Below are 19,963 nucleotides of genomic sequence, written 5' to 3' on the forward strand. Positions count from 1 at the left end.
GGTCTGCAGCGCCTGATTGGCGACGGACTTGGCGGAGTCGACGAGCTTCTGCAGCGAGGTGATGCCGGTGTTGGCGGACTGCAGGACCTGCACGCCGTTGCCGATGCTGTCGAGGAGATTGTTGATGTCGCCGGCGCGGCTATCGAGCGAGGCGGCGGTGAAGAAGTTGGTGGGATTGTCGAGCGCCGAGTTGACCTTCTTACCGGTCGAGAGGCGGGACTGCGTGGTCGCGAGAAGATCAGCAGTCGACTGCAGCGAGAGAAGGTTCTGGCGAACCGACGAGGAGAGAACAATACCTGACATGACTCATATCCTTCTGGATGCACACTATTGACGCAACGCCGCAACTTTCATTCGGCGTCCGTGCCACACTGGTCTCGCAGCGCTACCCACTGGTTAACTTGCATGTCCGTACGACTACGCGACGGCGGAAAAAGTCCCGGCTTCATCATTTATGGTAAACAGATTCTTACCGACGCGGACGGCCGCAGTGTCGCGACGATCGCGTGCGGCTCGCTTCCGCGAGCGGATGTTGATCCGTGTTTTGCAAGGATTGCGGTCAGGCCGCCGGCCAGCGCCAAGACGCGCCAATCGAACCGGCACTACGGCAAAGATATAATGTCGGACCGCGTCCCGAAGGCGGCGATAGCCTGGATCGCTATCTTGACTCGGCAGCGCCCGCATAGCGCGACCGCGCTTCGGCAAGGCATTCATTAATCACCGTCACCAGCGCCGCCGGCGTAAACGGCTTGCGCAGGCAGCACGCCGCGCCGAGTTCGAGCGCCATTCGCAGAAAGTCCGGCGCCGGCGCGTCGAGATTGGCAAACGCGTATCCCGACATCGCGACCAGCGGAATCGCCGGCGCGCGCTCGTGGAATATCCGGATCGATTCGAAGCCGCGCATATGCGGCATGAAGATATCGACGATCATCAGGTCGAAGCTGGAATCTTCGAGCGCGCGAAGCCCGGCTTCGCCGCCATCGGCAATCGTCACTTCGAAGCCGTGACGCTCCAGATAGATCTCAATGGCCATGCAAACCATTGGATCGTCATCGACAACGAGTACCCGTGTCATTCCAGCCTCCTGAAGCAAGATATCTGTCTTCAATCGCTCCTCAGTCGCAATACGTGCGGAACCGCCACCCTTTTTCTGGTTCGACGCGAAGTTGTTACGTCTTGCTGGCAGCTCAGCCCGTAGCGATCCTCTCTTTCGAGATATCTGACGATGCCATTCCGCCCTGCTGTTCCGACGGCGCGGTTGTGACGGCGGCAAGGGTGGCGGCGTATCTTCGGTGCGGCTCGGCTTCCGACAAACATTCGTCGATCACGCTGAGCAACGTCGCCGGCCGGAACGGTTTGTGCAGGCACATGGTTGCACCGAGGCTGAGCGCCATTTTTAGGCAAGCAACATTGTCCGTTTCCGGCCCGGAGAACGCATAACCGGAACTTGCGATCAGCGGTACTGTCGGGGCGCGCGCGTGAAATATCCTGATCGACTCAAAACCGCGCATGTTCGGCATGAAAATATCGACGATCATCAGGTCGAACGTTGCGTCATCGAGCGTCGCGAGGCCGTTGGGCCCGCCGTCCGCGATCGCGACCCTGAAACCGCACTGCTTGAGCCAGACGCGCATCGCAAGGCGGGTATGAAGGTCGTCATCGACAACCAGGATACGACGCATCACGGCCTCCTCCGCCGTTATCGGACGTGCTGCAAGAGACACATAACGACAAGCCCCCCACAGGACCACGTCTGGGTCAGGCAGCCCAACTGCACATCAATGCATTCCCGAGCGGTTTTGCCTTGCGAATCAGCGCACTATTCGCAATTCCGTCGCAAATCGGCGGGCCTGTCTGCCCTCCACAGTGTATAGGGCGGGTTCCACAACCCTTGAGCAAGCTCGCGGCCGGTATCCACCACGCCGCCGCATTGCTGATGCGAGACCGCTCAAGCCCCGCCTTCGGCCAGAATTGAGAGTGCGGACGCAGCCCTCCTAATCGCCTGTTACAGGCTCTGCCCGCAGCGCAGTTCCGGTCCCGGGCTGTAACTTGAGATCGTCGAACCGGTCGGGGGTCCTGAGCAAGACCGGCAACGCCTCGGCCGCAGGGTCTACCTGCCCCACAGCGGGTCGTTTCGACGGTGGACAGCCTAGTCCGAAGGTCAGACGTTGGAGGTCGCAACGGTGGGCGCCGCGACTGCCTTTGTCGGCGTCCATGGCCTTCGATGCCGGGCAGCACCGACCGACGCCACGGCCTCCATTCTCGGGGCGGAGCGCCTTCGGACGGCCACCAAGCGGAGTGGCGCCAACGGATCCAGGGCAGCGGCGGAGTGCGGCTATTTGCCGATATTTCCCGACGGCGATTCATGGCAAGATGAACGGGCATTTTTGATGGCGCATATTGTATATTTTTGGTCCCTGGCACCCTGAGACCGGCTTTGACCGTAAGGCAGGAGACTGCTTTGGATTCAGCCCCTCGTTCCCCGAATGGATTTTTGTCCTCGCTGACTGCGGACGATTTTGAACTGATCCGCCCGCATTTGCGCTCTGCCGACCTCACCCAGGATCTGGTGCTGGTGGAAGTCGACGAGACGCTCAAGCGCGCCTACCTGCCGCACCGAGGCGTGATCTCGCTGGTGGTCAAGCTCGCGCGAGGCGAGCACGTTCAGATCGCGATGGTCGGCCGCGACAGCATCTTCGGCGCATTCTCCGCCCTCGGCGATCCAACCGCGCTGAACAGCGCGCTGGTGCTGGTCCCCGGCGTGGCCTCGACGATCGACCTCGATCAGCTTCGGGCGGCTGCCGACCAAAGCGCGACGCTCCGCACGTTGCTGGCCCGGCATGGATTGGCGGTCTACGCGCAAATCCAGCAGACTGCGGGCTGCAACGCCTCGCACACGGTAGAGTCCCGGCTGGCGCGCTGCCTGTTGCATACCCGCGACCTGTCCGGCAGCGACAAGCTCGTGCTGACCCAGGAAGCGATGGCACAGATGATCGGCGCGCGCCGCAACAGCGTATCGCTGGTGGCCAACACGCTGCAGCAGGCGAATTTCATCCATTACAGCCGCGGACATATCGAGATCACCAATCTGGACGGCCTGATCAGGACCTCCTGCGAGTGCTACGCGACGGTCAAGAGCCAGTACGACCGCCTGCTGCATCCGCGCATCCATTGCGCGGCAGCGTGACCCTTGGCCGCCGTCCATGGGGGGCGGGTGCCCGAACCCATTGATAGGCGCCGGGCCGGCGATGCGCGTGAAGATTGCGCCCTGCGATCCGGCCAGCGGGAACTCACCGTATAATTACGGCCGGCCTGGCCTTTGCCCGGGATTTATTCGGCCGGGAATTAACGCGCTGTTCAATGACCCCTGATACTTGTCACGGTGCTGACGGGCAGGTTCGGGAAAGAGCATCGAGACGATTTCGAATGCCACGCGAGTTCACCCGTGTTCGGCGGTTTGCTAGCTGCGCGGAGTAAAGACATGGCTTTTGATTTGTCGATGCCGATCCTGGTGGTCGATGACTACAGCACCATGATCCGCATCATCCGCAACCTCCTCAAGCAGCTCGGATTCGAGAACGTCGACGATGCCAGCGACGGCTCGGCGGCGCTCGCCAAGATGCAGGGCAAGCGATACGGTCTCGTGATCTCCGACTGGAACATGGAGCCGATGACGGGCTACGACCTGCTGAAAGAAGTCCGCGCGAGCCCGGAATTCTCAAACACGCCCTTCATCATGATAACAGCGGAATCGAAGACGGAGAACGTCATCGCCGCGAAGAAGGCCGGCGTCAGCAACTACATCGTCAAGCCGTTCAACGCGGCGACGCTGAAGACCAAGATGGAAGCCGTATTCCCCAGCGCGGCTGAATAGCATCGCGCCCGGGCGCGCTGCGTCAGGCTGAAGGCCGCCATCCATCGCCGCCTCGGCCACTATCCTCACTGCCATCAGACGCGAAGCGGATCGGCGAACGCGGAGGCGGCATCCGACCTGTCTTGCGGTGTCCGGACGGGACCGCGCCGCGCACGTGGCTTGCCGTACTACTACGGTTTACGATTTTCACAGACGGATAACGTTGAATCGCGATAGTCGCGTGGACCAAGGAGCCCCCTCATGTTCACGTTCGAAACGAGCGATCAGAAAGAAGTGCGGCGTTTTCGTATCGCCCAGTTCAACGGCAGAACCGCAACCTTCCGCTCGGCCGGCTCGGCCGTCACCGGCCACGTTCGATCGATCGTGGAAAACAAGTCGAGCGTTCCGGCGGCCTGGGTGATCACCATCATCCCGGAAGAGCCAAAACCGGTCGTTGCGACCCGGCCCGCGCCCCGCATGCGCTCGTTCGCGGAAGACTTCTGCTGAGCGGCAACCTGGCGCGAACTTCTCGGAAAACCGGCTCCCATTGTTCCGGATCACCTTCTGGTCCGGCCTCGTCGGCCCTGTCGCGATTACAATCGGCCTTCGTGAACCTGCAGCATTGCAGCGCTTTCACTGCAGGCGCAGTGCGCTTCGCCTTCATTCCGAGCAAATGAAATAATCAGGCTGGCTGCAACAACGCCTTGCGGACGAGATCCGCGGTGTTGCGGGCGCCGAGCTTGCGCATGGCTTCGGCGCGATGGCTCTCGAACGTCCTCGGGCTGATGTTCATCCGCAAGGCGCCCTGCTTGTTGGAGCAACCTTCACTGATCAGGCTCAGCACCTCGCGCTCGCGCTTCGTCAGCGGCTTCTGGCCGGACTCCGAGGCGAACACCAGCCCCGGTGTGCGACCGCCATCCTTGGTGCGGCTGGCCTGGCTCTCCCGCCCCTGCTTGCGATCGGATTCGGAAGCAAAGGAGGGATGCTTGTCCGACATCTGCTTCACCACGACACAGACGCGTTCGAGCTGTTGAACCGCGTTGTCCACGACCTGTTGCAGGTATACGCGATTGCCGGGCGCCTCGGAGAACTGGTGGCTGTGCTGCTTGATCTCGTTCATGTAGAGCAGCAGCGCCGTCAGCGGTCCGTTCAACTGGCGAGCGATCGAAGCTTCCGCTTCTTCCGTTGCGCGAGCGCGCGCGACGGATAATTGGACGATTTCAAGATTGCTCTCGAGAGGCGTGACGGTTTCCATCCACTGCGGAAAGTGCGAATCACCGGCTCGATGGTCTTGCTGCGACATATAACTAATTTATCGATTCCATCGCCGCCGGTGGTTAATTTTTTAACCAGTAAGAATACGGGGAACCGGCAAAGTGGACCGAAACTGAACCAACGCGACGGGTTTTCGCCTTCAATTGAGGGAGTACGATGCCATCAGATCAGGACTCCGTAGTTTTACGGCCCGTAGAAATGCGTTGGCCCCGCGCCTGATCCCTCATAATGGGTATTTGTTTCTCTAATGTACCCCTTTTGATTCGTTATGGTTCCATCCGTCGGACTGTTTAAACCGGGCAGCCACGCGGCACGCAACAAGCCGCGTATGATGGACCTCAGCGGCAATTCGCAGGCGCGGCTTCGATGAAGTACTCGTCGCTGTTTCCGTTAAGCGACGGATCAGACGTAACCTCGACGCGGTTCAGCTGCGCGGGAGCCTCAGGAACTTTTCGAGGAAGCGTCCCGAGGCAACGAGCCTGAACCACCAGTATGCCATCCGCCGCGTTGTCATGCGCCGTCGTTAACGCCGGTGCCGGCACCTGCGTGTGAATTGCTTCACAAAGAGCCGTAGAAACACTGTGATCGCAGGCGACCACGGCTTCACCGATTTGCGAGGTGCAGGCCGCGCGATGACCGACGCGCGACATCAATCATAACGAAATCAGGAAAAGGCGGACGGCGATGTCGACATCGCCGCGCACGACAACGCGATGCGGGCGCGCGCTATCAGTCCAAACAAGCAGCCGTCCAAATGAAGAATGGTGGCGGATCAGCCGAGCCGGCTGATCTGCTCCTCGGTCACGACGCGCTCGACGTTCTCGGTCTTGCTCTTGATGCGGTAGCGCGGGCGGCCGTCGGCCTCGATCGGCAGGCAGGTGACGATGGTGTAGATGCTGCGTTCCTTGACGGTGGCGCGGCCCTGCGGCCCCTGCAGCTGGTGGTGCACGTCGTCATTGATTGCGTAATTGTGGGCCATCGCCTGTCTTCCCGTTGGAAAAAAGGCTTGTAGTCTCAACGGCCTCGCAAGGCAACCCGCCATTGGCAGGGAACCGGCGCGCCGGTACGCATAGCAGCCTCCGGGGGGGGGGCCGTCAGGCCGCCAAAAGCGCCTTTCGCCGCCCTACCCGGGCGATCGATTCCTTAACGGCGGAACCCGTCAGGGTCCCATTATCAAGGGATTGCTCGACGGATTGGGCGATGGCGGCCATTTCCCGCTCCTGATCGAACAGATTGTTGCCGATGCAGAGCATGTCGATACCGGCCCTCAGCGATTGAAGGCCGGCTTGCCTAGTGCCCAAGGCCTTCTGCAGACCCTGCATCTGCATGTCGTCGGTGATCAGGAGCGTATCGGGAAGCCGCCGGCGCAACCGGCCAAGGCCGGCGGCAGACAGGGTCATCGGATTGTCGCGGTCCCATTGCCGCACGATGGCGTGGCTGACCAGCACGGCATCGCCGAACATTTTTGGCGCCAGCGAATAGAACAGCTCTTCCTGCTCGGGGCGCAGACTGTCGGAAATGTCCATGAACTCCTGATGCGAGTCCACCACCGCGCCGCCGATGCCGGGGAAATGCTTCAGGCAAAGCCCGATGCCCGTCTCGCGCGCGACCTCGCTCGCCAGTAGCGCATTGGCCTCCACCTCGCCGATATCGGCGGACCAGGACCGCTTGATCTTGCCGATGTTCGGATTATCAGGGTTGTAATCGACGTCGATGACGGGCGCGAAGTCGTAGTGAATGCCGAGGCGGCGCATTTCGGCGAAACTGGCGGCAAGTACTTCCCGCTTCTCGCTCAAAGCGAGATGGTTGAATTCCTTCGGGCTCGGGAGCGGCTTGAACCCCTTGCTGTCCTTCAGCCGCCGCACCAGCCCGCCCTCCTGGTCGATGAACACCATCGGGCCTGACGGCAGCCGCGAAATCTCTTCACAGAGACGCTGCACCTGCTCCGGCGATTCGATGTTGTTGTCGTATTTGCGCGTCTGGCAGGAATAGTCGAACAGGATCACGCCGCCCAGGCCGTAGCGGCCTGCGAACTCCCGCAGCCATGCCGGGATGGTTTTGCCGAAGAAGCCGAGAATGAAGAGTTCGCCGACGGGCATGCTGGCAGTCCTGATCACCGATCCCGCGCGCCGCAAAAAGTTTCAAGGGCCTACTGGCCTTGTGCTGTAATCCGTAGCATCCAGGGACACTTTCGGTCCAGCCTGCGATCTGGCACTTCCATCGTTGTTCACCACCGCTGTTCTTGGGCGCTAGGTGCAAGGGCATTCCCGCTCACAGTGACGGTGGCAAATCGACAGGGAGAGCCTAGATAGGCTGCATGAAAAGCATTGGATTCCTTTCGTTCGGGCACTGGACGCCCTCTTCGCAATCGCAGACCCGCTCGGCGGCGGACACGCTGCTGCAATCCATCGATCTGGCCGTCGCGGCTGAGGAATTGGGCGCCGACGGCGCCTATTTTCGCGTTCATCACTTCGCCCGCCAACTCGCCTCGCCTTTCCCGTTGCTGGCGGCGGTCGGCGCGAAGACCAGCCGCATCGAGATCGGCACGGCGGTCATCGACATGCGCTATGAGAACCCGCTCTACATGGTCGAAGACGCCGGCGCGGCCGACCTCATCTCGGGCGGGCGCCTGCAACTTGGAATCAGCCGGGGATCGCCCGAGCAGGTCGTCGATGGATGGCGGTATTTCGGCTATCAACCGGCCGAAGGCGAGACCGAAGCCGACATGGGCCGGCGCCATGCCGAGGTCTTTCTTGATGCGCTGCGCGGCCATGGCTTCGCGAAGCCCAACCCACGTCCGATGTTTCCAAATCCGCCGGGGTTGCTGCGTCTTGAACCGCTCTCCGCCGGATTGCGGGATCGCATCTGGTGGGGCGCCGGCTCGAACGCCACGGCAATATGGGCAGCGAAGCTGGGCATGAACCTGCAGAGTTCGACGCTCAAGAACGACGAAACCGGCGAGGCTTTCCACATCCAGCAGGCTGCCCAGATCAGGGCCTATCGCTCGGCGTGGAAGGAGGCTGGCCATGCGCGCGCGCCACGGGTGTCCGTCAGCCGCAGCATCATCGCCATCATGGATGATCGTGATCGCGCCTACTTCGGCCGCGGTGGAGACGAGGATGACCAGATCGGCTTTATCTCTCCAGAGACCCAGGCGATCTTCGGCCGCAGCTATGCGGCCGAGCCTGATGTCCTGATTGAGCAGCTCAGGAAGGACGAAGCGATCAATGAGGCCGACACGTTACTGTTGACCGTCCCTAACCAGCTCGGCGTGGCCTACAATGCCCATGTCATTGAATCGATTCTGACGCACGTGGCGCCCGCGCTCGGGTGGCGCTAAGGGCTCCTGCGATGTTGCCACGGCTGGCATCCGCTTCGCGCCGGGATCGAGCGACCGCCGGAAGAGGCGGTACCCCAAAAGAGGCAACCAGGTTCCATCCGCTCCGCGATATGTGATAGGCAAAAACCGCCGAGCGTTGTGTTACAATTCCATTTCCTGGCATATCCCCTCGAAAGGAGGCCGAGTTGAGCGTTGCCTTCACCAAGGAAGACAGTGCCGAAACCGCATCGGAGACGCTGCTACCCGACCGCCCGATCTCTGCTCATCCGAACCTGGTTACGGAAGCGGGATTGAAGGCGCTCGAGTTTCAACTGCAACAGGCTCGCGAGGCGTACGAGACGGCGCAGCAGATCGAAGACGTGAATGAGCGGCGGCGGCAAGCGGCAACGCCCTTGCGCGATGCGCGCTACTTTGCGGCGAGAGTTCGGACGGCTCAGCTAATCACCCCTCCTGCGTCCACTGATACCGTTGCTTTCGGGAGTACGGTGACCTTCAGGCGCGAGGATGGGCGCGTGCAGAAATATCATATCGTAGGAGAGGACGAAGCGGACCCCAAGGCCGGCTCGATTTCCTTCGTGTCCCCGGTGGCAAGGTCTCTGATGGGCAAAGCTGTCGGAGATGTCGTCGGCGTATCCGGTCACGAACTCGAGATCATTACGATCTCCTGAGCCAGGGCATTCGACAACTCACAGCAAATTGACGGCAGCTTCCTGATAAGCGCCGGAATCGCGCGGGTAAAAAGGTCCATCGGCGTCAACGAGACGATGGCTCATGATGGTGACAAGCTCCGCGCGCTGGTTGCGACATCGTCGATCGACAGGCCTGATCATTTTTACCGTTCTGCTGCTCGTGCTGGCGGGCGGGTCGGTTGCGGATATCGGCATGGACGCCAAAATTCAGCACGTCGTCACGGCCTATCTGGCGCCGGAGACCGTGGGGAAGCCGGGCGGTCTCGCCGTGGCCGTCTACGCTGCGGGTCACACCGATTTTTTCAACTACGGCGTCGCCGACGAAGCGACAGGGCAGCCGATCACATCAGACACGTTGTTCAACGTAGCGTCGGTGCGCAAACCGTTTGAGGCAATCCTGGTCGCATTGGGTACGCTTCGCGGCGAACTCCGTCTCGATGACCCCGTGAGCAGGTATGTCCCCGAGCTGCGCGGCGACTACATCAAACGCGTGACGATCGGTGAACTGGCAACGCATACGTCCGGACTCCTGCTGCCGACCGATCACCCGCCATGGCCGAACGATTCGTTTAACCTGCCGCAGTTCTTCGAGGCGCTCAACGCATGGACGCCGCAATCAGGCGAGCAGCCGGGAAAGCAGCGCATCTACACCCATGCGGGGTACGTGCTGCTGCAGCTCGCGCTCGAACGTCGCTACGGCCGGCCGATCGGCGAACTTATCGAGGCGCGCATCCTGAAGCCGCTCGGCATGAACCAGACATTTCTGCCCGAGCGCGGGCCAGACCATCGCGCCATAATGGCTCCGGAGCTGATGAAACGTGTCGTGCAGGGCTACGCCGATACGGGCATGGCGGTTGGTCCACCTGGAGATCAGCAGACTTATTACGATTTCCCCGGGACTGGCCAGATGTTCACCTCGGCGCGCGACCTGGCCACCTTTCTGGCTGCCTTCATCGATGGTGAGGCGATCGATCCGCAGTTGCGGCAAGCATTGCAGATGACGCAGCGCGAGGCATTTCACGTGACCGAGAAGTTCGGACAGGCGATGGCCTGGGAGAACATTCACCTGAACGACGTGACCGTCGTCGACAAGCCGGGCGGGCTTAACAACGCAACAGCCTATGTCGGCCTCGTGCCGGCACACAAAGTCGGCATCGTCCTGCTCGCCAACCGCGGCGAGTTTCCGCATGAGATCGCCCGCTACCACGTGCTGCCGGAATTGGCGCGAGAATAGCGACGCGCCGGTGGCCGTCATAAGTCGCCCGGCTGTGGCTCCCGTGTCATATGGCGGTGCAGCGAGCCGGGCTGGCGCGACCGGCCGCTTTTCAATTTTGCATACCTTCTCATCGAAACGGCGTCGTACTATCCCGGCAACGCGTGTTCGAGATCGAGAAAAAGGGGGAGCCGCTCCGTGGCGGATCTGCAGAAGAAAGAGCCGGTCGCACTGCCGACCTGGCCCGACGAGGTGTACCGCGTCCTCAAGGACGCTGACGTGCGCCAGGTCGGAATGGTGCCGGATGCGGGCCACAGCCGCCTCATCCGCGCCTTCGAGGCGGATCCTCAAGCCCGCGTCATCACCCTGACCACCGAAGAGGAAGGGATCGCCATGCTGGCAGGAGCGTGGCTCGGCGGAGAACGCGGCGTCCTGCTGCTGCAATCGAGCGGCGTCGGCAACTGCATCAACATGCTGTCGCTGCCGATGATCTGCCGCATGCCGCTCCTGATGCTGGTGACGATGCGCGGCGAATGGGGTGAGTTCAACCCGTGGCAGGTCCCGATGGGCCAGGGCACCAGGGCCGTGCTCGAAGCCATGGGCGTGATCGTGACCCGCGCCGACGAGCCGCATCTGGTCGCCTCGACCGTTTCGGGCGCGGCCAACCTTGCCTTCAACACCTGGCGGCCTGCCGCCGTCCTGATCGGACAGCGCGTGCTCGGCGCCAAGAATTTCAAGGAGCTTGCCCGAAAATGAACGTTCCCAACGAACTGCTGCATCGCCGCGACGTCGTCAATGAGTTGCTGCGCGATCGCAGCGATCTCCTCGTCGTTGCCGGGCTCGGCGCGCCCAACTGGGATATCTCAGCCGCGGGCGACAGCCCGAACAACTTCCCGCTCTGGGGCGCGATGGGCGCGGCCGCCATGATGGGCTTTGGTCTTGCCATCGCGCAGCCCAAGCGCCGGGTGCTCGTCATCACCGGCGACGGCGAGATGCTGATGAGCCTCGGCGCACTTGCCACGATCGCCGTCCAGAACCCGGCGAACCTCACCATTGCCGTTCTCGATAATGAGCGCTTCGGCGAGACCGGCATGCAGAAGACCCACACGGCAGCCGGCGTCGATCTCGCCGGGATCGCCACCGCCGCCGGCTTCCGGACATCCCGGATTGTCAGGACCATGGCCGAGGTCACCGAAATTCGCGATCTCGCCCACCGCGGCAACGGGCCAGTGTTCGCACAGGTCAAGATCAATCCGGAAGCGCTTTACTTCGTGCTGCCGCCCGCCGACGGCGGCATCCTCACCACCCGCTTCAGGCAATCCGTGCTCGGCGACGGCTCGCTCTATAATTGACGCAAAAACTCCCAAGCGCACACCGATTAGCGACGCTGGATGGTCTGAACGGCAAGACGCGGAGCATGCGCGACCTCGCGACGGCGAGGCCCCGGCAGCTTGCCACCCTCGATCAGGACATCGCGGCGATCAGGTCGTCGGCGCGGGTCACCATCGCCACGTTCTGGATCGCGTAGTTCACCGCGGCAATGTGCCATTCGGCGTTCATCGTCGAGCAGCAATCCTCCGGCACGATCATGTAGAACCCTTTGTCCGCGCCGGTGCGGGCGGTATGTTCGATCGACATATTTGTCCAGGCGCCGGTGACGATGACGAAATCGCGCCCGGCCGCCTTCAGCATGGCCTCCAGCCTCGTGCCCTCCCAGGCGCTCATCCGCATCTTCTCCACCACCTGGTCACCGGCGTGCGGCTCCAGCCCCGGCACCGGCGCAACGCCCCAGGTGCCGCGCACCAGTGCCTTTGCGTCGATCAACCCCTCGAAAAGCGGCGCATTCGCTGTAACGCCCGGCGCGCCCGGCTCCACCACGAACCAGACGTGAATCACCATGACGCCGCGGGCACGCGCGGCCTCCGCGAGCCGCTTCGCGTTGGCGATGGCGTTCTGTTCGCGGCAATGCGCCGGCGAGCCTGACGACGCAAAGGCGCCGCCGTCCATCACGACGTCGTTTTGCATGTCCTGAATGATCAGCGCGCAGCGCGTCGGATCGACCGCGTAACCCGGCTCTGCGAGCTGGGCTGCGGAACGGTTGACGGTCGCCACCGCAGCTGGTGCCGGCCGGGCCGCGGCCGGCGCGTTCTGGCCGGCACGCATATAGGGCTCGTTGCGCGGCCCGACCTTCACCGGCACCGCATAGACCGAATGCGTCGCGGTGATGTAGAGCGTGCGCCAATCCGGCCCGCCCCAGGTCAAATTGCTGACCAGTTCGGGAACGCGCAGCTTGCCGATCAATCTGCCGTCCGGCGCATAGACCCAGATTCCGCCCGGCGCCGAAACCCAGACATTGCCGAGCGCGTCGCATTTCATGCCATCCGGCACGCCGGGCTCCGTGGCCGAGACGATGTTGGAGGCGAACACCCGCCCGTTACCAAGACCTCCACCGGCATCGACGTCGAACACGCGGATCAGATGCTTGACGGTATCGTTGACGTAGAGCCGCTGCTCATCCGGCGAAAAGCACAGTCCGTTCGGCTGATCGAACAGATAGCGGTCGACAAGCAATTGCGGCTCGCCGCCGCGGGGCGGCACGCGATAGACGCCCTGGAAGCCGAGCTGGCGTGGCCGCTCCACGCCGTAGACCGGCATCCGGCCGTACCACGGGTCGGAGAAATAGATCGCACCGTCGGACTTCACGCAAACGTCGTTTGGCGAATTCAGCTCCAGCCCGTCGAAATGCGACGCCAAAATCTCGCGCCGGCCGTCGGGGCGTTCGCGCACCAGCGTGGAGGTGGCGTGCTCGCAGACGATCAGGTTCAGCCCGGCATCATAGGTCATGCCGTTGCACTTGTTGGACGGACGCATCGCCTCGCGAACGCCCTGCCCGTCGAGCCGGCGGCGCACGTCGCCCGGCATGTCGGAGAACAGAAGGTCATGCGCCTTCGGGTGCCAGACCGGCCCTTCCGTGAACTGGAAGCCGGTGCCGGCCTGCCGCACCGGCGCCCACAGGTCGATCAGTTCGGCAAAGGATGGGCGCAGCGCGATATGCGTGGTCATCGCTGGTCTCCGAAGCCGCAGCTCATGCCGCGAACCAATTGCGTGACGGCAGCGATTGCACGGTCGGTCCCGGCACCGCCATGTCGAGGCGCGCCACGACCTGGCCGTGCTCGATCTTGGCCGGCTTGTCATGCACCGGCAGCAGGAAGCGCGAACCGGACAGCAGCCGCTTGATCGCCGCCTTCTCCTCGCGCTTGGTGTTGCCGTGGTTGCCTGTGGTTCGGGGCTCGTTGTGATGCAGTTCGTGGAAGGGATTCACGATCTGGTCGTTGAAATCATAGATCACGTCGCCGCATATGGTGGCGCGGCCCTCGGCGGTCTCGACATGGATGTTCATTGAGCCTTCGGTGTGAGCGCCCGCCGCATCGACGGTGACGCCGGGGCAGACCTCGATCGGGCCGGACAGTTCGAGATCTTCCAGCCGCAGCGCGTGGCGGGTGTGCAGCCGGTCGATCAGGTGCTTGATGTCAGGCGCGGGATATTGCGGATGCATCAGGCCCGACACCGAATATTCCAGTTCGCGCCGGTTCAGCAGCACCGTCGTGTTCATCGGAAACAACTCGTCCTTGCCGGCATGGTCGATGTGGAGATGGGTGTGCATGACGTAGCGCACATCGCCCATCCGCACGCCATGCCTGGCGAGCTGGTTCTCGATCATGTTCTCATGGTGCTGCAGACCGCGCATGCCCAGGCTTTCCATGATTTGGTTGTGCCGATAGCCGGTATCGACCACCATCGGCCAAGGCCCTCCGAGGATCAGGAAGCCGTATGTGTATACCCGCCTGGTGCGCCCACAATCACGTCCCAGCACGAGGAAGCTGGATTCAAGTTCGATGTCGCCGTAGTCCAGGATCTTGATTTCGAGCGCCATGTGATTTTCCCCTCGTTGAATCCCGTTGTTTTCTGAAATCAGGCCAGCCGGTAGATGCCGGCGGCTGTGTCGTGAAAGATCGCTTGCTGGTCCGCGGCGGACACCGTCTGCGTCGCTGCGCGATAGGCATCGAACAACGCGTCGTAGCGGGTCCAGAGTTTTTCGATCGGAAAGTTCGAGCCGAACATGCAGCGTCCGGCGCCGAACAGCCGCACGGTTTCGCCGACCACGAAACCGATATGCGCCGGGTCGTTGCGATGCAGGAAGGTGCCGAGGCCGGACAGTTTTGATACGACGTTGGGCCGCTGCGCCAGCAGCGTCATGCCGGCGCGCCAGCTCTCAAGGCCGGCCGGCGACAAATCCTCCAGCATGCCGGCATGCTGCAAAACGAAATTGACGCCGGGACAGGCGTCGGCAAGCTCGGCCGCACCGGCCATTTGCGGCGCGAACACCTGCAGATCGAAGGCCCAGCCATATTCGCTCAATCGCGCGATGTTGCGCCGGAGCGTCGGATCGCGCGCCAGATCCGGACCCGACGCGAAACGGTATTGCGGATTGTCGTGCCAGTGCAGCTGCATCCTGACGCCGCGCACCAGCGGGAACGCCGCCAGTTGATCCAGTTGCGACCGCACATCCTCCGCGGTGAAATCCGCATAGGCGACGATGGCGTGCGGCCAGCCGGTCTCCCGCGCGGCGTCGCTGACATAACGGACCTCATCGAGGAAGCGCGCCGGTGCCCAGTTCGCTTGCACATAAACCGACCGCGTGATTCCGGCGGCGGAGACATCCGCCAGATATTCCGCGATGGTGTAGTCGCGGCGGATCGGCTCATAGGGCCCGAAGATCCGCGGCAGCATCGGACCGAGCAACCAGGGCAGATCCTGCTGCCGCCAGATGTGATGATGCGCATCGACGCAGCCGGACGCAGGCGTACTCATCGGGCGGCCCTCCGTCGTGAGAGATCGAGAACATGCCGGCACAGCCGCTCCGTCGTCGCGCCGTTGGCGACGCTGTCGAGCATCGGCAGCACCGCGCGCAACGCCGCGGTTTCAGGGCGATAATCGGCCGCGGCGGCGAGCGGGGTCAGCCAGTCGATCCGCCAGGCGCGCGCGGCGAGATGGCCGACCGCGCGGATCATCTGTGCCGGATCGCCGCGCTCGAGCCCGTCGGACAGCACCAGCACCAGCGCGCCGCGGGCATAGCCGGCGAAGCGGGGAACCGCGAGGAAGGCGGCCAGCGCATCGCCGATCCGCGTGCCGCCATCCCAGTCGGCCACGAGGTCGGCTGCGACGGCAAGCGCCTGCTCGCGGTTCTTCAGCCGCAGCGCGCGGGTCAGCCGGGTCAGCCGCGTGCCGAACGTAAACACCTCGACGCGGGGGGCTGCGTTGACCAGCGCATGGGCAAAGCGCAGATGCGCATCAGAGCGCGCCTTCATCGAGCCCGACACGTCGATCAGCAGCAGGATGGCGCGCGGCCGCAATTGGCGTTCGCGGCGGCGCAGCCGGATCACCTCGCCATCGGTGCGGATGGCGTCCCGCAGCGAGCGCTGCAGGTCAAAGCCCCCGCCCCGCTTGGCTAAGCGCATCCGATAGCCGCGGCGGCGCGGCAGCTGGGCCGGCAAATGCCGGCTGAAACGCGCCAGCTGCTGGCTCTCGTCGTCCGGCCGCAACGCGCGCCGCGACAGCGCTTCGCTGGCAGTCGCCGCCTGCCCGGTTTCGTTTGTCTCGTCCGATAGCGGCGCGTCATAGCCGGCGCCATCGTCCTGAACTTCCAGCTCCTCGTCGCTTTCGGCGACCTGATCGGACAGCACGCCGGCAAGGCCGAGAAAGTGCATGTCGAACAGCATGTCGAAATCGGGTTGCCGCTCGAACGGCGGCGCCAGCATGGCGACGCCGGCACGGCGGATGTCCTCGATATTGCGCGGGCCGAGCAGTTCGATCGCGCGCAGAAAGGCCAGGCCCTGTTCCGGCGCGACCGGAAAGCCGTTGCGTCGCAGCAGCGCGATGAAATCCAGCAGCGGCCGGGCCGCGCGCGGCAGATCAAGCGCCGTCATGCCGCGATCTCCGCGATAATGGCGTCGAGCCGTGGCGCGATGAAGGCGAGGTCCTCTTCGTCCTTCAGCGCCACGCCGATCGCACGGCGGAACGCGTCCGGCCACGGCGCGCCGGTTTTCGCCAGCAGCGTCGACGCCTCCGCCCAGTCGATCGCTTCGGCGACGCCGGGCGGCTTGGTCAGCGGCTCCTGCCGCAACCGCCCGACCGCCGTCACGATCGCGCGCGCGGTGGCCTCCGCGACGGCGGACGAGCGCATCATGATGATCCGCGCCTCGCGCTCCGGATCCGGATAGGCGATGTAGTGATAGACGCAGCGCCGCCGCAGCGCCTCGTGCAGATCGCGGGTGCGGTTCGAGGTCAGGATCACCACCGGGCGTTCATGCGCGCGCAGGGTGCCGCGCTCCGGGATCGAGATCGAGAAGTCCGACAGGAATTCGAGCAGGAACGCCTCGAACTCAGGATCGGAGCGGTCGATTTCGTCGATCAGCAGCACGGTCGAGTCCGGCCTACGCAGCGCTGCCAGCATCGGCCGCTCGATCAGGAAATCGTCGCGGTAGATGTCGATCGGCTCGTCGCCGGCCTGGCGGATCGCCAGCATCTGGCGCGGGTAGTTCCACTCATACAGCGCGGCGGCGGAGTCGATGCCCTCATAGCATTGCAGCCGGATCAGCTGCCGTCCCATGATTCCGGCAATCGCCTTGGCGGCTTCGGTCTTGCCGACACCCGGCGCGCCTTCCAGCAGCAGCGGCTTGCCGAGTGCGAGCGCGAGGTAGCCGGCCGTGGCAAAGCCGTCATCGGCGAGGTAATAGGCCGCGCGCAACGCCTCGGCCAGTTTCTCCGGCCGATCGATCCCACCAACACTACCGCGCACCGCCATCCCGATGCCCCCTATGCGCGCCGGATTTGCGGCCGCGCGCCGCCCTGCGCCTTCAGCGCACGCAGGATCTTCTCCGGCGTGATCGGGAGCGTATCGATCCGCACGCCGATGGCGTTGAAGATCGCGTTGGCGACCGCCGGCAGCACCGGATTGGCGCACATCTCACCGGGGCCCTTGCCACCGAACGGACCGTCCGGCGCCGGTCGCTCCAGCACCGTGATGTCGTGCGGCGCGATGTCGCCGGGGCCGGGCATCAGATACTCGTTGTAGTCGCGGCCGCCATGTTCGGGGTTTGGATAATACGGCTCCGGCGTCTCGTAGAGCGCGTGGCTCATGCCCATCCAGGCGCCGCCGACCAGTTGCTGCTCGACCATTTTCGGATTGAGCGCGCGGCCGAGCTCATAGGCGCTGGTCAGCTTGTTGACCTTGACGTCACCGGTTTCGTCGCAGACCTCCAGATCGACGACGAGACAGGCATGGGCATAGGCGGTGACCGGCGACATCTCTCCGGTCTCCGGATGGACCGTCGAGAGCGGGATCAGAAAGATGCCGCGGCCGGAGATCGTCTTGCCCTGCTTGAACTGCGCCGCCTGCGACGCGGCTTTGACGGTGATCGATTTCGACGCCGCGCCGCGGACGTGGATGTTGCCCTTGCCGTCGGTGACGAGGTCGTCGGCGTTGACCTCGAGCTCCTCGGCGGCCGCCTCCAGCAGCACGCCCCGCGCCTCCTTTGCGGCGACGATCACCGCGTTGCCGACGCGATGCGTGCCGCGCGAGGCGAACGAGCCCATGTCGTGGGGGCCCGTGTCGCTGTCGGCGGTATCGACATAGACGTCCTCGATCGGCACGCCCAGCGTCTCCGCCGCGATCTGCCGGCTGACCTGCTTCATGCCCTGCCCGAGATCGATCGCCGACAGCGCCACGGTGAACTTGCCGTCCGGATTGGCATGCACCAGCGCCTGGCTGGGATCGCCGCCGAGATTCATGCCGATCGGGTAGTTGATGGACGCCATTCCGCGCCCCTGATGCCGTGCCATCTCAGCGCCTCCGTGTGAACACCGACGAGAACCTCGCCGCGCCGTGTTGGGGTGGCGCCGGCGCATTCGGAACCGGCGGCGCCGGAGCCGGCAAGGGCGCAGCATCGGCCGGCTGCGACGGATAATTCGGCAGCGCTGCCGCCGGCTGATGCGCCGGCGGCGGCTGATAGACCGGCACGGCGGGCCGAGGCTGATGGGCCGGTAGCGGTGCCGCGCCCGGCGTCAGCTGTGGCGGCGCTTGCCGCGTCTCCGGCCGGCCGATCCGGCCGCTCTCATCGGTCACCGTGGGCGGTATAGCCGCGCGCGGGCCGCCGCCACCGCTCAGCGACGAAGCGCGCCGCGCGGTCTCGCTCAAAGGCCAGTTCACCTTCTCGGCCACGACCTGCACGCATTCGATCAGCGCGGTGTTGTGGGCGACGCGGCGATGGGCCTTCATGTCGCCGTCGCGATAGGCGTTGAGGATGCGGAACTCCATCGGGTCGATGCCGACCAGATGCGCCAGCTTGTCCATCTGTACCTCGATCGAGAAGTCCACCCCGGTGACGCCGAAGCCGCGCATCGCGGTGGCCGGCACGCGGTTGGTGAAGACGCAATAGGCGTCGCCACGCACATTCGGGATCGTGTAGGGGCCCGGCATGTGCGCGACACATTTGACCACGCCGTAGCTGGTCAGCCGCGTATAGGCGCCGGCATCGAAATAAGAGGTGATCTGCCGCGCGACGATACGGCCGTCGCGCATCACGCCGTCCTTGATGACGTGCCGCTCGGCCCCGCGCGGCGAGGCGAACTGCATCTCCTCCTCACGCCCCAGCACATAGCGGACCGGCCGCCCGGTAAGGATCGCGCCGAGCACCGCCAGCGGCTCGGTCAGCGAGTCGACCTTGCCGCCAAAGCCGCCACCGACGGTGCCGCCGATGAAATGCAGCCGGTTGGATTCCAGCGCGAGGATTTTCGCAGTGGTGCCGAGCGAGAAGAACAGACCCTGCGCGCAGGAATGCACGACGTAGCGGTTGTTGGTTTCGGGCGCGGCGATGGTGCCGTTGGTCTCGGTCGAGGCGTGCTCGATCGGCGACATCTGGTAGCGTTCCTCGAGCACGTGATCGGCGGTGCGGAACGCCGCCTCGACGTCGCCGAAGCGCAGCTTCTGATGGTCGTATTTGTCGTGATATTCGAAATAGTTTCCCGGATAGGTCTCGTTGACGACGACCGCGCCCGGCTTCAGCGCCTCCTGCACGTCGAACACCGTGGGCAGCGGATCGTAACTGACCCGAACCAGCTTGACCGCGGCCAGGGCTTCCGCCTCGCTGTCGGCAATGATGGCGACGATCGGCTCGCCCTTGTAGCGCACCTTGTCGACGGCCAGAGTCGGTTCGTCGTCCTTGCCAAAATCGATCAGGCTGAGCAGCGTGTTCTTGTTGAGCGGAACGTCTTGTCCCCGGATCACGCGCTTGACGCCAGGCGCGCGCTCCGCGGCTGTCACGTCGATGCTCCGGATCCGGGCGTGGTGATGCGGCGAGCGCACGACCTTCAGATGCAGCAGGCCGTCAAAGCCGTGATCGTCGAAGAAGCGGGTGCGGCCGGTGACATGCCCCAGCATGTCCTGGCGCTGCTCGCCCTTGCCGATAACGTTGAGATTGTCGTCGCGCTCGTCGGCGAACAGATCCTTGCGAAACTCCAGCATCGGGATCTCC

The 19,963-nt window shown here is 63.8% G+C and carries 22 protein-coding genes; 8 read left to right on the forward strand and 14 right to left on the reverse strand.

From position 1 onward, the window contains the following. The 3 genes from JQ641_RS08630 to JQ641_RS08640 form a co-directional block, all read right to left on the reverse strand. Positions 1-303, reverse strand: a 303-nt coding sequence (locus JQ641_RS08630; RefSeq protein WP_502754939.1) for a flagellin N-terminal helical domain-containing protein, incomplete at its 3' end; no start/stop codon positions are given. 355 nt (positions 304-658) lie between these two features. Continuing rightward, entirely contained in the window at positions 659-1,075 is a 417-nt protein-coding gene (locus JQ641_RS08635; protein ID WP_211995567.1) for a response regulator, read from the reverse strand. Between the two features lie 112 nt (positions 1,076-1,187). Further along, positions 1,188-1,682, reverse strand: coding sequence for a response regulator (locus JQ641_RS08640; RefSeq protein WP_211995568.1), 495 nt, complete (start codon positions 1,680-1,682; stop codon positions 1,188-1,190). Between the two features lie 779 nt (positions 1,683-2,461). On the opposite strand from JQ641_RS08640, the gene JQ641_RS08645 reads away from it, so the two are divergent. The 3 genes from JQ641_RS08645 to JQ641_RS08655 all read left to right on the forward strand — a co-directional run bounded on the left by JQ641_RS08645 (position 2,462) and on the right by JQ641_RS08655 (position 4,360). Beyond that, positions 2,462-3,187 (forward strand): Crp/Fnr family transcriptional regulator, encoded by a 726-nt coding sequence (locus JQ641_RS08645; protein WP_211995569.1) that lies wholly within the window; start codon positions 2,462-2,464, stop codon positions 3,185-3,187. 294 nt (positions 3,188-3,481) lie between these two features. Beyond that, complete coding sequence (locus JQ641_RS08650; protein WP_192740568.1) at positions 3,482-3,874, forward strand: response regulator; 393 nt, start codon at positions 3,482-3,484, stop codon at positions 3,872-3,874. A 240-nt stretch (positions 3,875-4,114) separates the two neighbouring features. Then, on the forward strand, positions 4,115-4,360 hold the full coding sequence (locus tag JQ641_RS08655) for a hypothetical protein (protein ID WP_211995570.1): 246 nt from the start codon (positions 4,115-4,117) through the stop codon (positions 4,358-4,360). A 175-nt stretch (positions 4,361-4,535) separates the two neighbouring features. On the opposite strand, the gene JQ641_RS08660 is transcribed toward JQ641_RS08655, so the two are convergent. From JQ641_RS08660 to JQ641_RS08675, 4 genes are all read right to left on the reverse strand, one after another. After that, positions 4,536-5,156, reverse strand: coding sequence for a helix-turn-helix domain-containing protein (locus JQ641_RS08660; protein ID WP_211995571.1), 621 nt, complete (start codon positions 5,154-5,156; stop codon positions 4,536-4,538). A 310-nt stretch (positions 5,157-5,466) separates the two neighbouring features. Next, positions 5,467-5,778, reverse strand: coding sequence for a hypothetical protein (locus tag JQ641_RS08665; RefSeq protein WP_211995572.1), 312 nt, complete (start codon positions 5,776-5,778; stop codon positions 5,467-5,469). Between the two features lie 122 nt (positions 5,779-5,900). Next, positions 5,901-6,107 carry a hypothetical protein gene (locus JQ641_RS08670; protein ID WP_192740564.1) on the reverse strand — a complete coding sequence of 69 codons (207 nt, stop codon included), beginning with the start codon at positions 6,105-6,107 and terminating at the stop codon, positions 5,901-5,903. A 115-nt stretch (positions 6,108-6,222) separates the two neighbouring features. Continuing rightward, positions 6,223-7,227 (reverse strand): glycoside hydrolase family 3 N-terminal domain-containing protein, encoded by a 1,005-nt coding sequence (locus tag JQ641_RS08675; RefSeq protein WP_211995573.1) that lies wholly within the window; start codon positions 7,225-7,227, stop codon positions 6,223-6,225. Positions 7,228-7,445: 218 nt separating this feature from the next. On the opposite strand from JQ641_RS08675, the gene JQ641_RS08680 reads away from it, so the two are divergent. The 5 genes from JQ641_RS08680 (at position 7,446) to JQ641_RS08700 (ending at position 11,722) form a co-directional block, all read left to right on the forward strand. Beyond that, positions 7,446-8,468 carry an LLM class flavin-dependent oxidoreductase gene (locus tag JQ641_RS08680; RefSeq protein WP_211995574.1) on the forward strand — a complete coding sequence of 341 codons (1,023 nt, stop codon included), beginning with the start codon at positions 7,446-7,448 and terminating at the stop codon, positions 8,466-8,468. Positions 8,469-8,653: 185 nt separating this feature from the next. Beyond that, complete coding sequence (gene greA, locus JQ641_RS08685; protein ID WP_211995575.1) at positions 8,654-9,136, forward strand: transcription elongation factor GreA; 483 nt, start codon at positions 8,654-8,656, stop codon at positions 9,134-9,136. Positions 9,137-9,239: 103 nt separating this feature from the next. Then, positions 9,240-10,391, forward strand: a complete 1,152-nt coding sequence (locus JQ641_RS08690; RefSeq protein WP_249150285.1) for a serine hydrolase — start codon at positions 9,240-9,242, stop codon at positions 10,389-10,391. 177 nt (positions 10,392-10,568) lie between these two features. After that, positions 10,569-11,126: a thiamine pyrophosphate-binding protein gene (locus tag JQ641_RS08695; protein WP_312016124.1), complete on the forward strand. Its 558-nt coding sequence runs from the start codon at positions 10,569-10,571 to the stop codon at positions 11,124-11,126. Beyond that, a complete protein-coding gene (locus JQ641_RS08700; protein WP_211995576.1) occupies positions 11,123-11,722 on the forward strand; it encodes a thiamine pyrophosphate-dependent enzyme in 600 nt (199 codons plus the stop codon). Before JQ641_RS08695 ends, JQ641_RS08700 begins: the two co-directional genes overlap by 4 nt. A 112-nt stretch (positions 11,723-11,834) precedes the next feature. On the opposite strand, the gene JQ641_RS08705 is transcribed toward JQ641_RS08700, so the two are convergent. From JQ641_RS08705 to JQ641_RS08735, 7 genes are read right to left on the reverse strand one after another with little or no spacing between them, the layout of a single operon-like run. Continuing rightward, on the reverse strand, positions 11,835-13,433 hold the full coding sequence (locus JQ641_RS08705) for an isochorismatase family protein (protein ID WP_211995577.1): 1,599 nt from the start codon (positions 13,431-13,433) through the stop codon (positions 11,835-11,837). A 22-nt stretch (positions 13,434-13,455) separates the two neighbouring features. Then, entirely contained in the window at positions 13,456-14,304 is an 849-nt protein-coding gene (locus tag JQ641_RS08710; protein WP_211995578.1) for an MBL fold metallo-hydrolase, read from the reverse strand. A gap of 38 nt (positions 14,305-14,342) precedes the next feature. Further along, positions 14,343-15,242: an amidohydrolase family protein gene (locus JQ641_RS08715; protein ID WP_211995579.1), complete on the reverse strand. Its 900-nt coding sequence runs from the start codon at positions 15,240-15,242 to the stop codon at positions 14,343-14,345. Beyond that, positions 15,239-16,357: a vWA domain-containing protein gene (locus JQ641_RS08720; RefSeq protein WP_211995580.1), complete on the reverse strand. Its 1,119-nt coding sequence runs from the start codon at positions 16,355-16,357 to the stop codon at positions 15,239-15,241. The genes JQ641_RS08715 and JQ641_RS08720 overlap by 4 nt, the downstream gene beginning before the upstream one ends. Further along, positions 16,354-17,235: an AAA family ATPase gene (locus JQ641_RS08725; RefSeq protein WP_211995581.1), complete on the reverse strand. Its 882-nt coding sequence runs from the start codon at positions 17,233-17,235 to the stop codon at positions 16,354-16,356. The genes JQ641_RS08720 and JQ641_RS08725 overlap by 4 nt, the downstream gene beginning before the upstream one ends. 11 nt (positions 17,236-17,246) lie before the next feature. Further along, the gene (locus JQ641_RS08730; protein WP_249150286.1) at positions 17,247-18,272 is read right to left on the reverse strand and encodes a xanthine dehydrogenase family protein molybdopterin-binding subunit; all 1,026 of its coding nucleotides are present in this window, start codon (positions 18,270-18,272) and stop codon (positions 17,247-17,249) included. Between the two features lies 1 nt (position 18,273). Continuing rightward, positions 18,274-19,953 (reverse strand): xanthine dehydrogenase family protein molybdopterin-binding subunit, encoded by a 1,680-nt coding sequence (locus JQ641_RS08735; RefSeq protein WP_211995583.1) that lies wholly within the window; start codon positions 19,951-19,953, stop codon positions 18,274-18,276. Positions 19,954-19,963: the final 10 nt, after the last annotated feature.

The sequence above is a fragment of the Bradyrhizobium sp. JYMT SZCCT0180 genome (assembly GCF_018130165.1).
In the GTDB taxonomy this organism is placed as follows: Bacteria; Pseudomonadota; Alphaproteobacteria; order Rhizobiales; family Xanthobacteraceae; genus Bradyrhizobium.

Bases quoted from the DNA above. Each gene is read 5' to 3' on its own strand.
- JQ641_RS08650 (WP_192740568.1), top strand. From the start codon at position 3,482: ATGGCTTTTGATTTGTCGATGCCGATCCTGGTGGTCGATGACTACAGC.
- JQ641_RS08675 (WP_211995573.1), bottom strand. From the start codon at position 7,227: ATGCCCGTCGGCGAACTCTTCATTCTCGGCTTCTTCGGCAAAACCATC.
- JQ641_RS08690 (WP_249150285.1), top strand. From the start codon at position 9,240: ATGATGGTGACAAGCTCCGCGCGCTGGTTGCGACATCGTCGATCGACA.
- JQ641_RS08670 (WP_192740564.1), bottom strand. From the start codon at position 6,107: ATGGCCCACAATTACGCAATCAATGACGACGTGCACCACCAGCTGCAG.
- JQ641_RS08665 (WP_211995572.1), bottom strand. From the start codon at position 5,778: ATGTCGCGCGTCGGTCATCGCGCGGCCTGCACCTCGCAAATCGGTGAA.
- JQ641_RS08735 (WP_211995583.1), bottom strand. From the start codon at position 19,953: ATGCTGGAGTTTCGCAAGGATCTGTTCGCCGACGAGCGCGACGACAAT.
- JQ641_RS08635 (WP_211995567.1), bottom strand. From the start codon at position 1,075: ATGACACGGGTACTCGTTGTCGATGACGATCCAATGGTTTGCATGGCC.
- JQ641_RS08710 (WP_211995578.1), bottom strand. From the start codon at position 14,304: ATGGCGCTCGAAATCAAGATCCTGGACTACGGCGACATCGAACTTGAA.
- JQ641_RS08705 (WP_211995577.1), bottom strand. From the start codon at position 13,433: ATGACCACGCATATCGCGCTGCGCCCATCCTTTGCCGAACTGATCGAC.
- JQ641_RS08730 (WP_249150286.1), bottom strand. From the start codon at position 18,272: ATGGCACGGCATCAGGGGCGCGGAATGGCGTCCATCAACTACCCGATC.
- JQ641_RS08720 (WP_211995580.1), bottom strand. From the start codon at position 16,357: ATGACGGCGCTTGATCTGCCGCGCGCGGCCCGGCCGCTGCTGGATTTC.
- JQ641_RS08655 (WP_211995570.1), top strand. From the start codon at position 4,115: ATGTTCACGTTCGAAACGAGCGATCAGAAAGAAGTGCGGCGTTTTCGT.
- JQ641_RS08715 (WP_211995579.1), bottom strand. From the start codon at position 15,242: ATGAGTACGCCTGCGTCCGGCTGCGTCGATGCGCATCATCACATCTGG.
- JQ641_RS08725 (WP_211995581.1), bottom strand. From the start codon at position 17,235: ATGGCGGTGCGCGGTAGTGTTGGTGGGATCGATCGGCCGGAGAAACTG.
- JQ641_RS08700 (WP_211995576.1), top strand. From the start codon at position 11,123: ATGAACGTTCCCAACGAACTGCTGCATCGCCGCGACGTCGTCAATGAG.
- JQ641_RS08640 (WP_211995568.1), bottom strand. From the start codon at position 1,682: ATGCGTCGTATCCTGGTTGTCGATGACGACCTTCATACCCGCCTTGCG.
- JQ641_RS08680 (WP_211995574.1), top strand. From the start codon at position 7,446: ATGAAAAGCATTGGATTCCTTTCGTTCGGGCACTGGACGCCCTCTTCG.
- JQ641_RS08660 (WP_211995571.1), bottom strand. From the start codon at position 5,156: ATGTCGCAGCAAGACCATCGAGCCGGTGATTCGCACTTTCCGCAGTGG.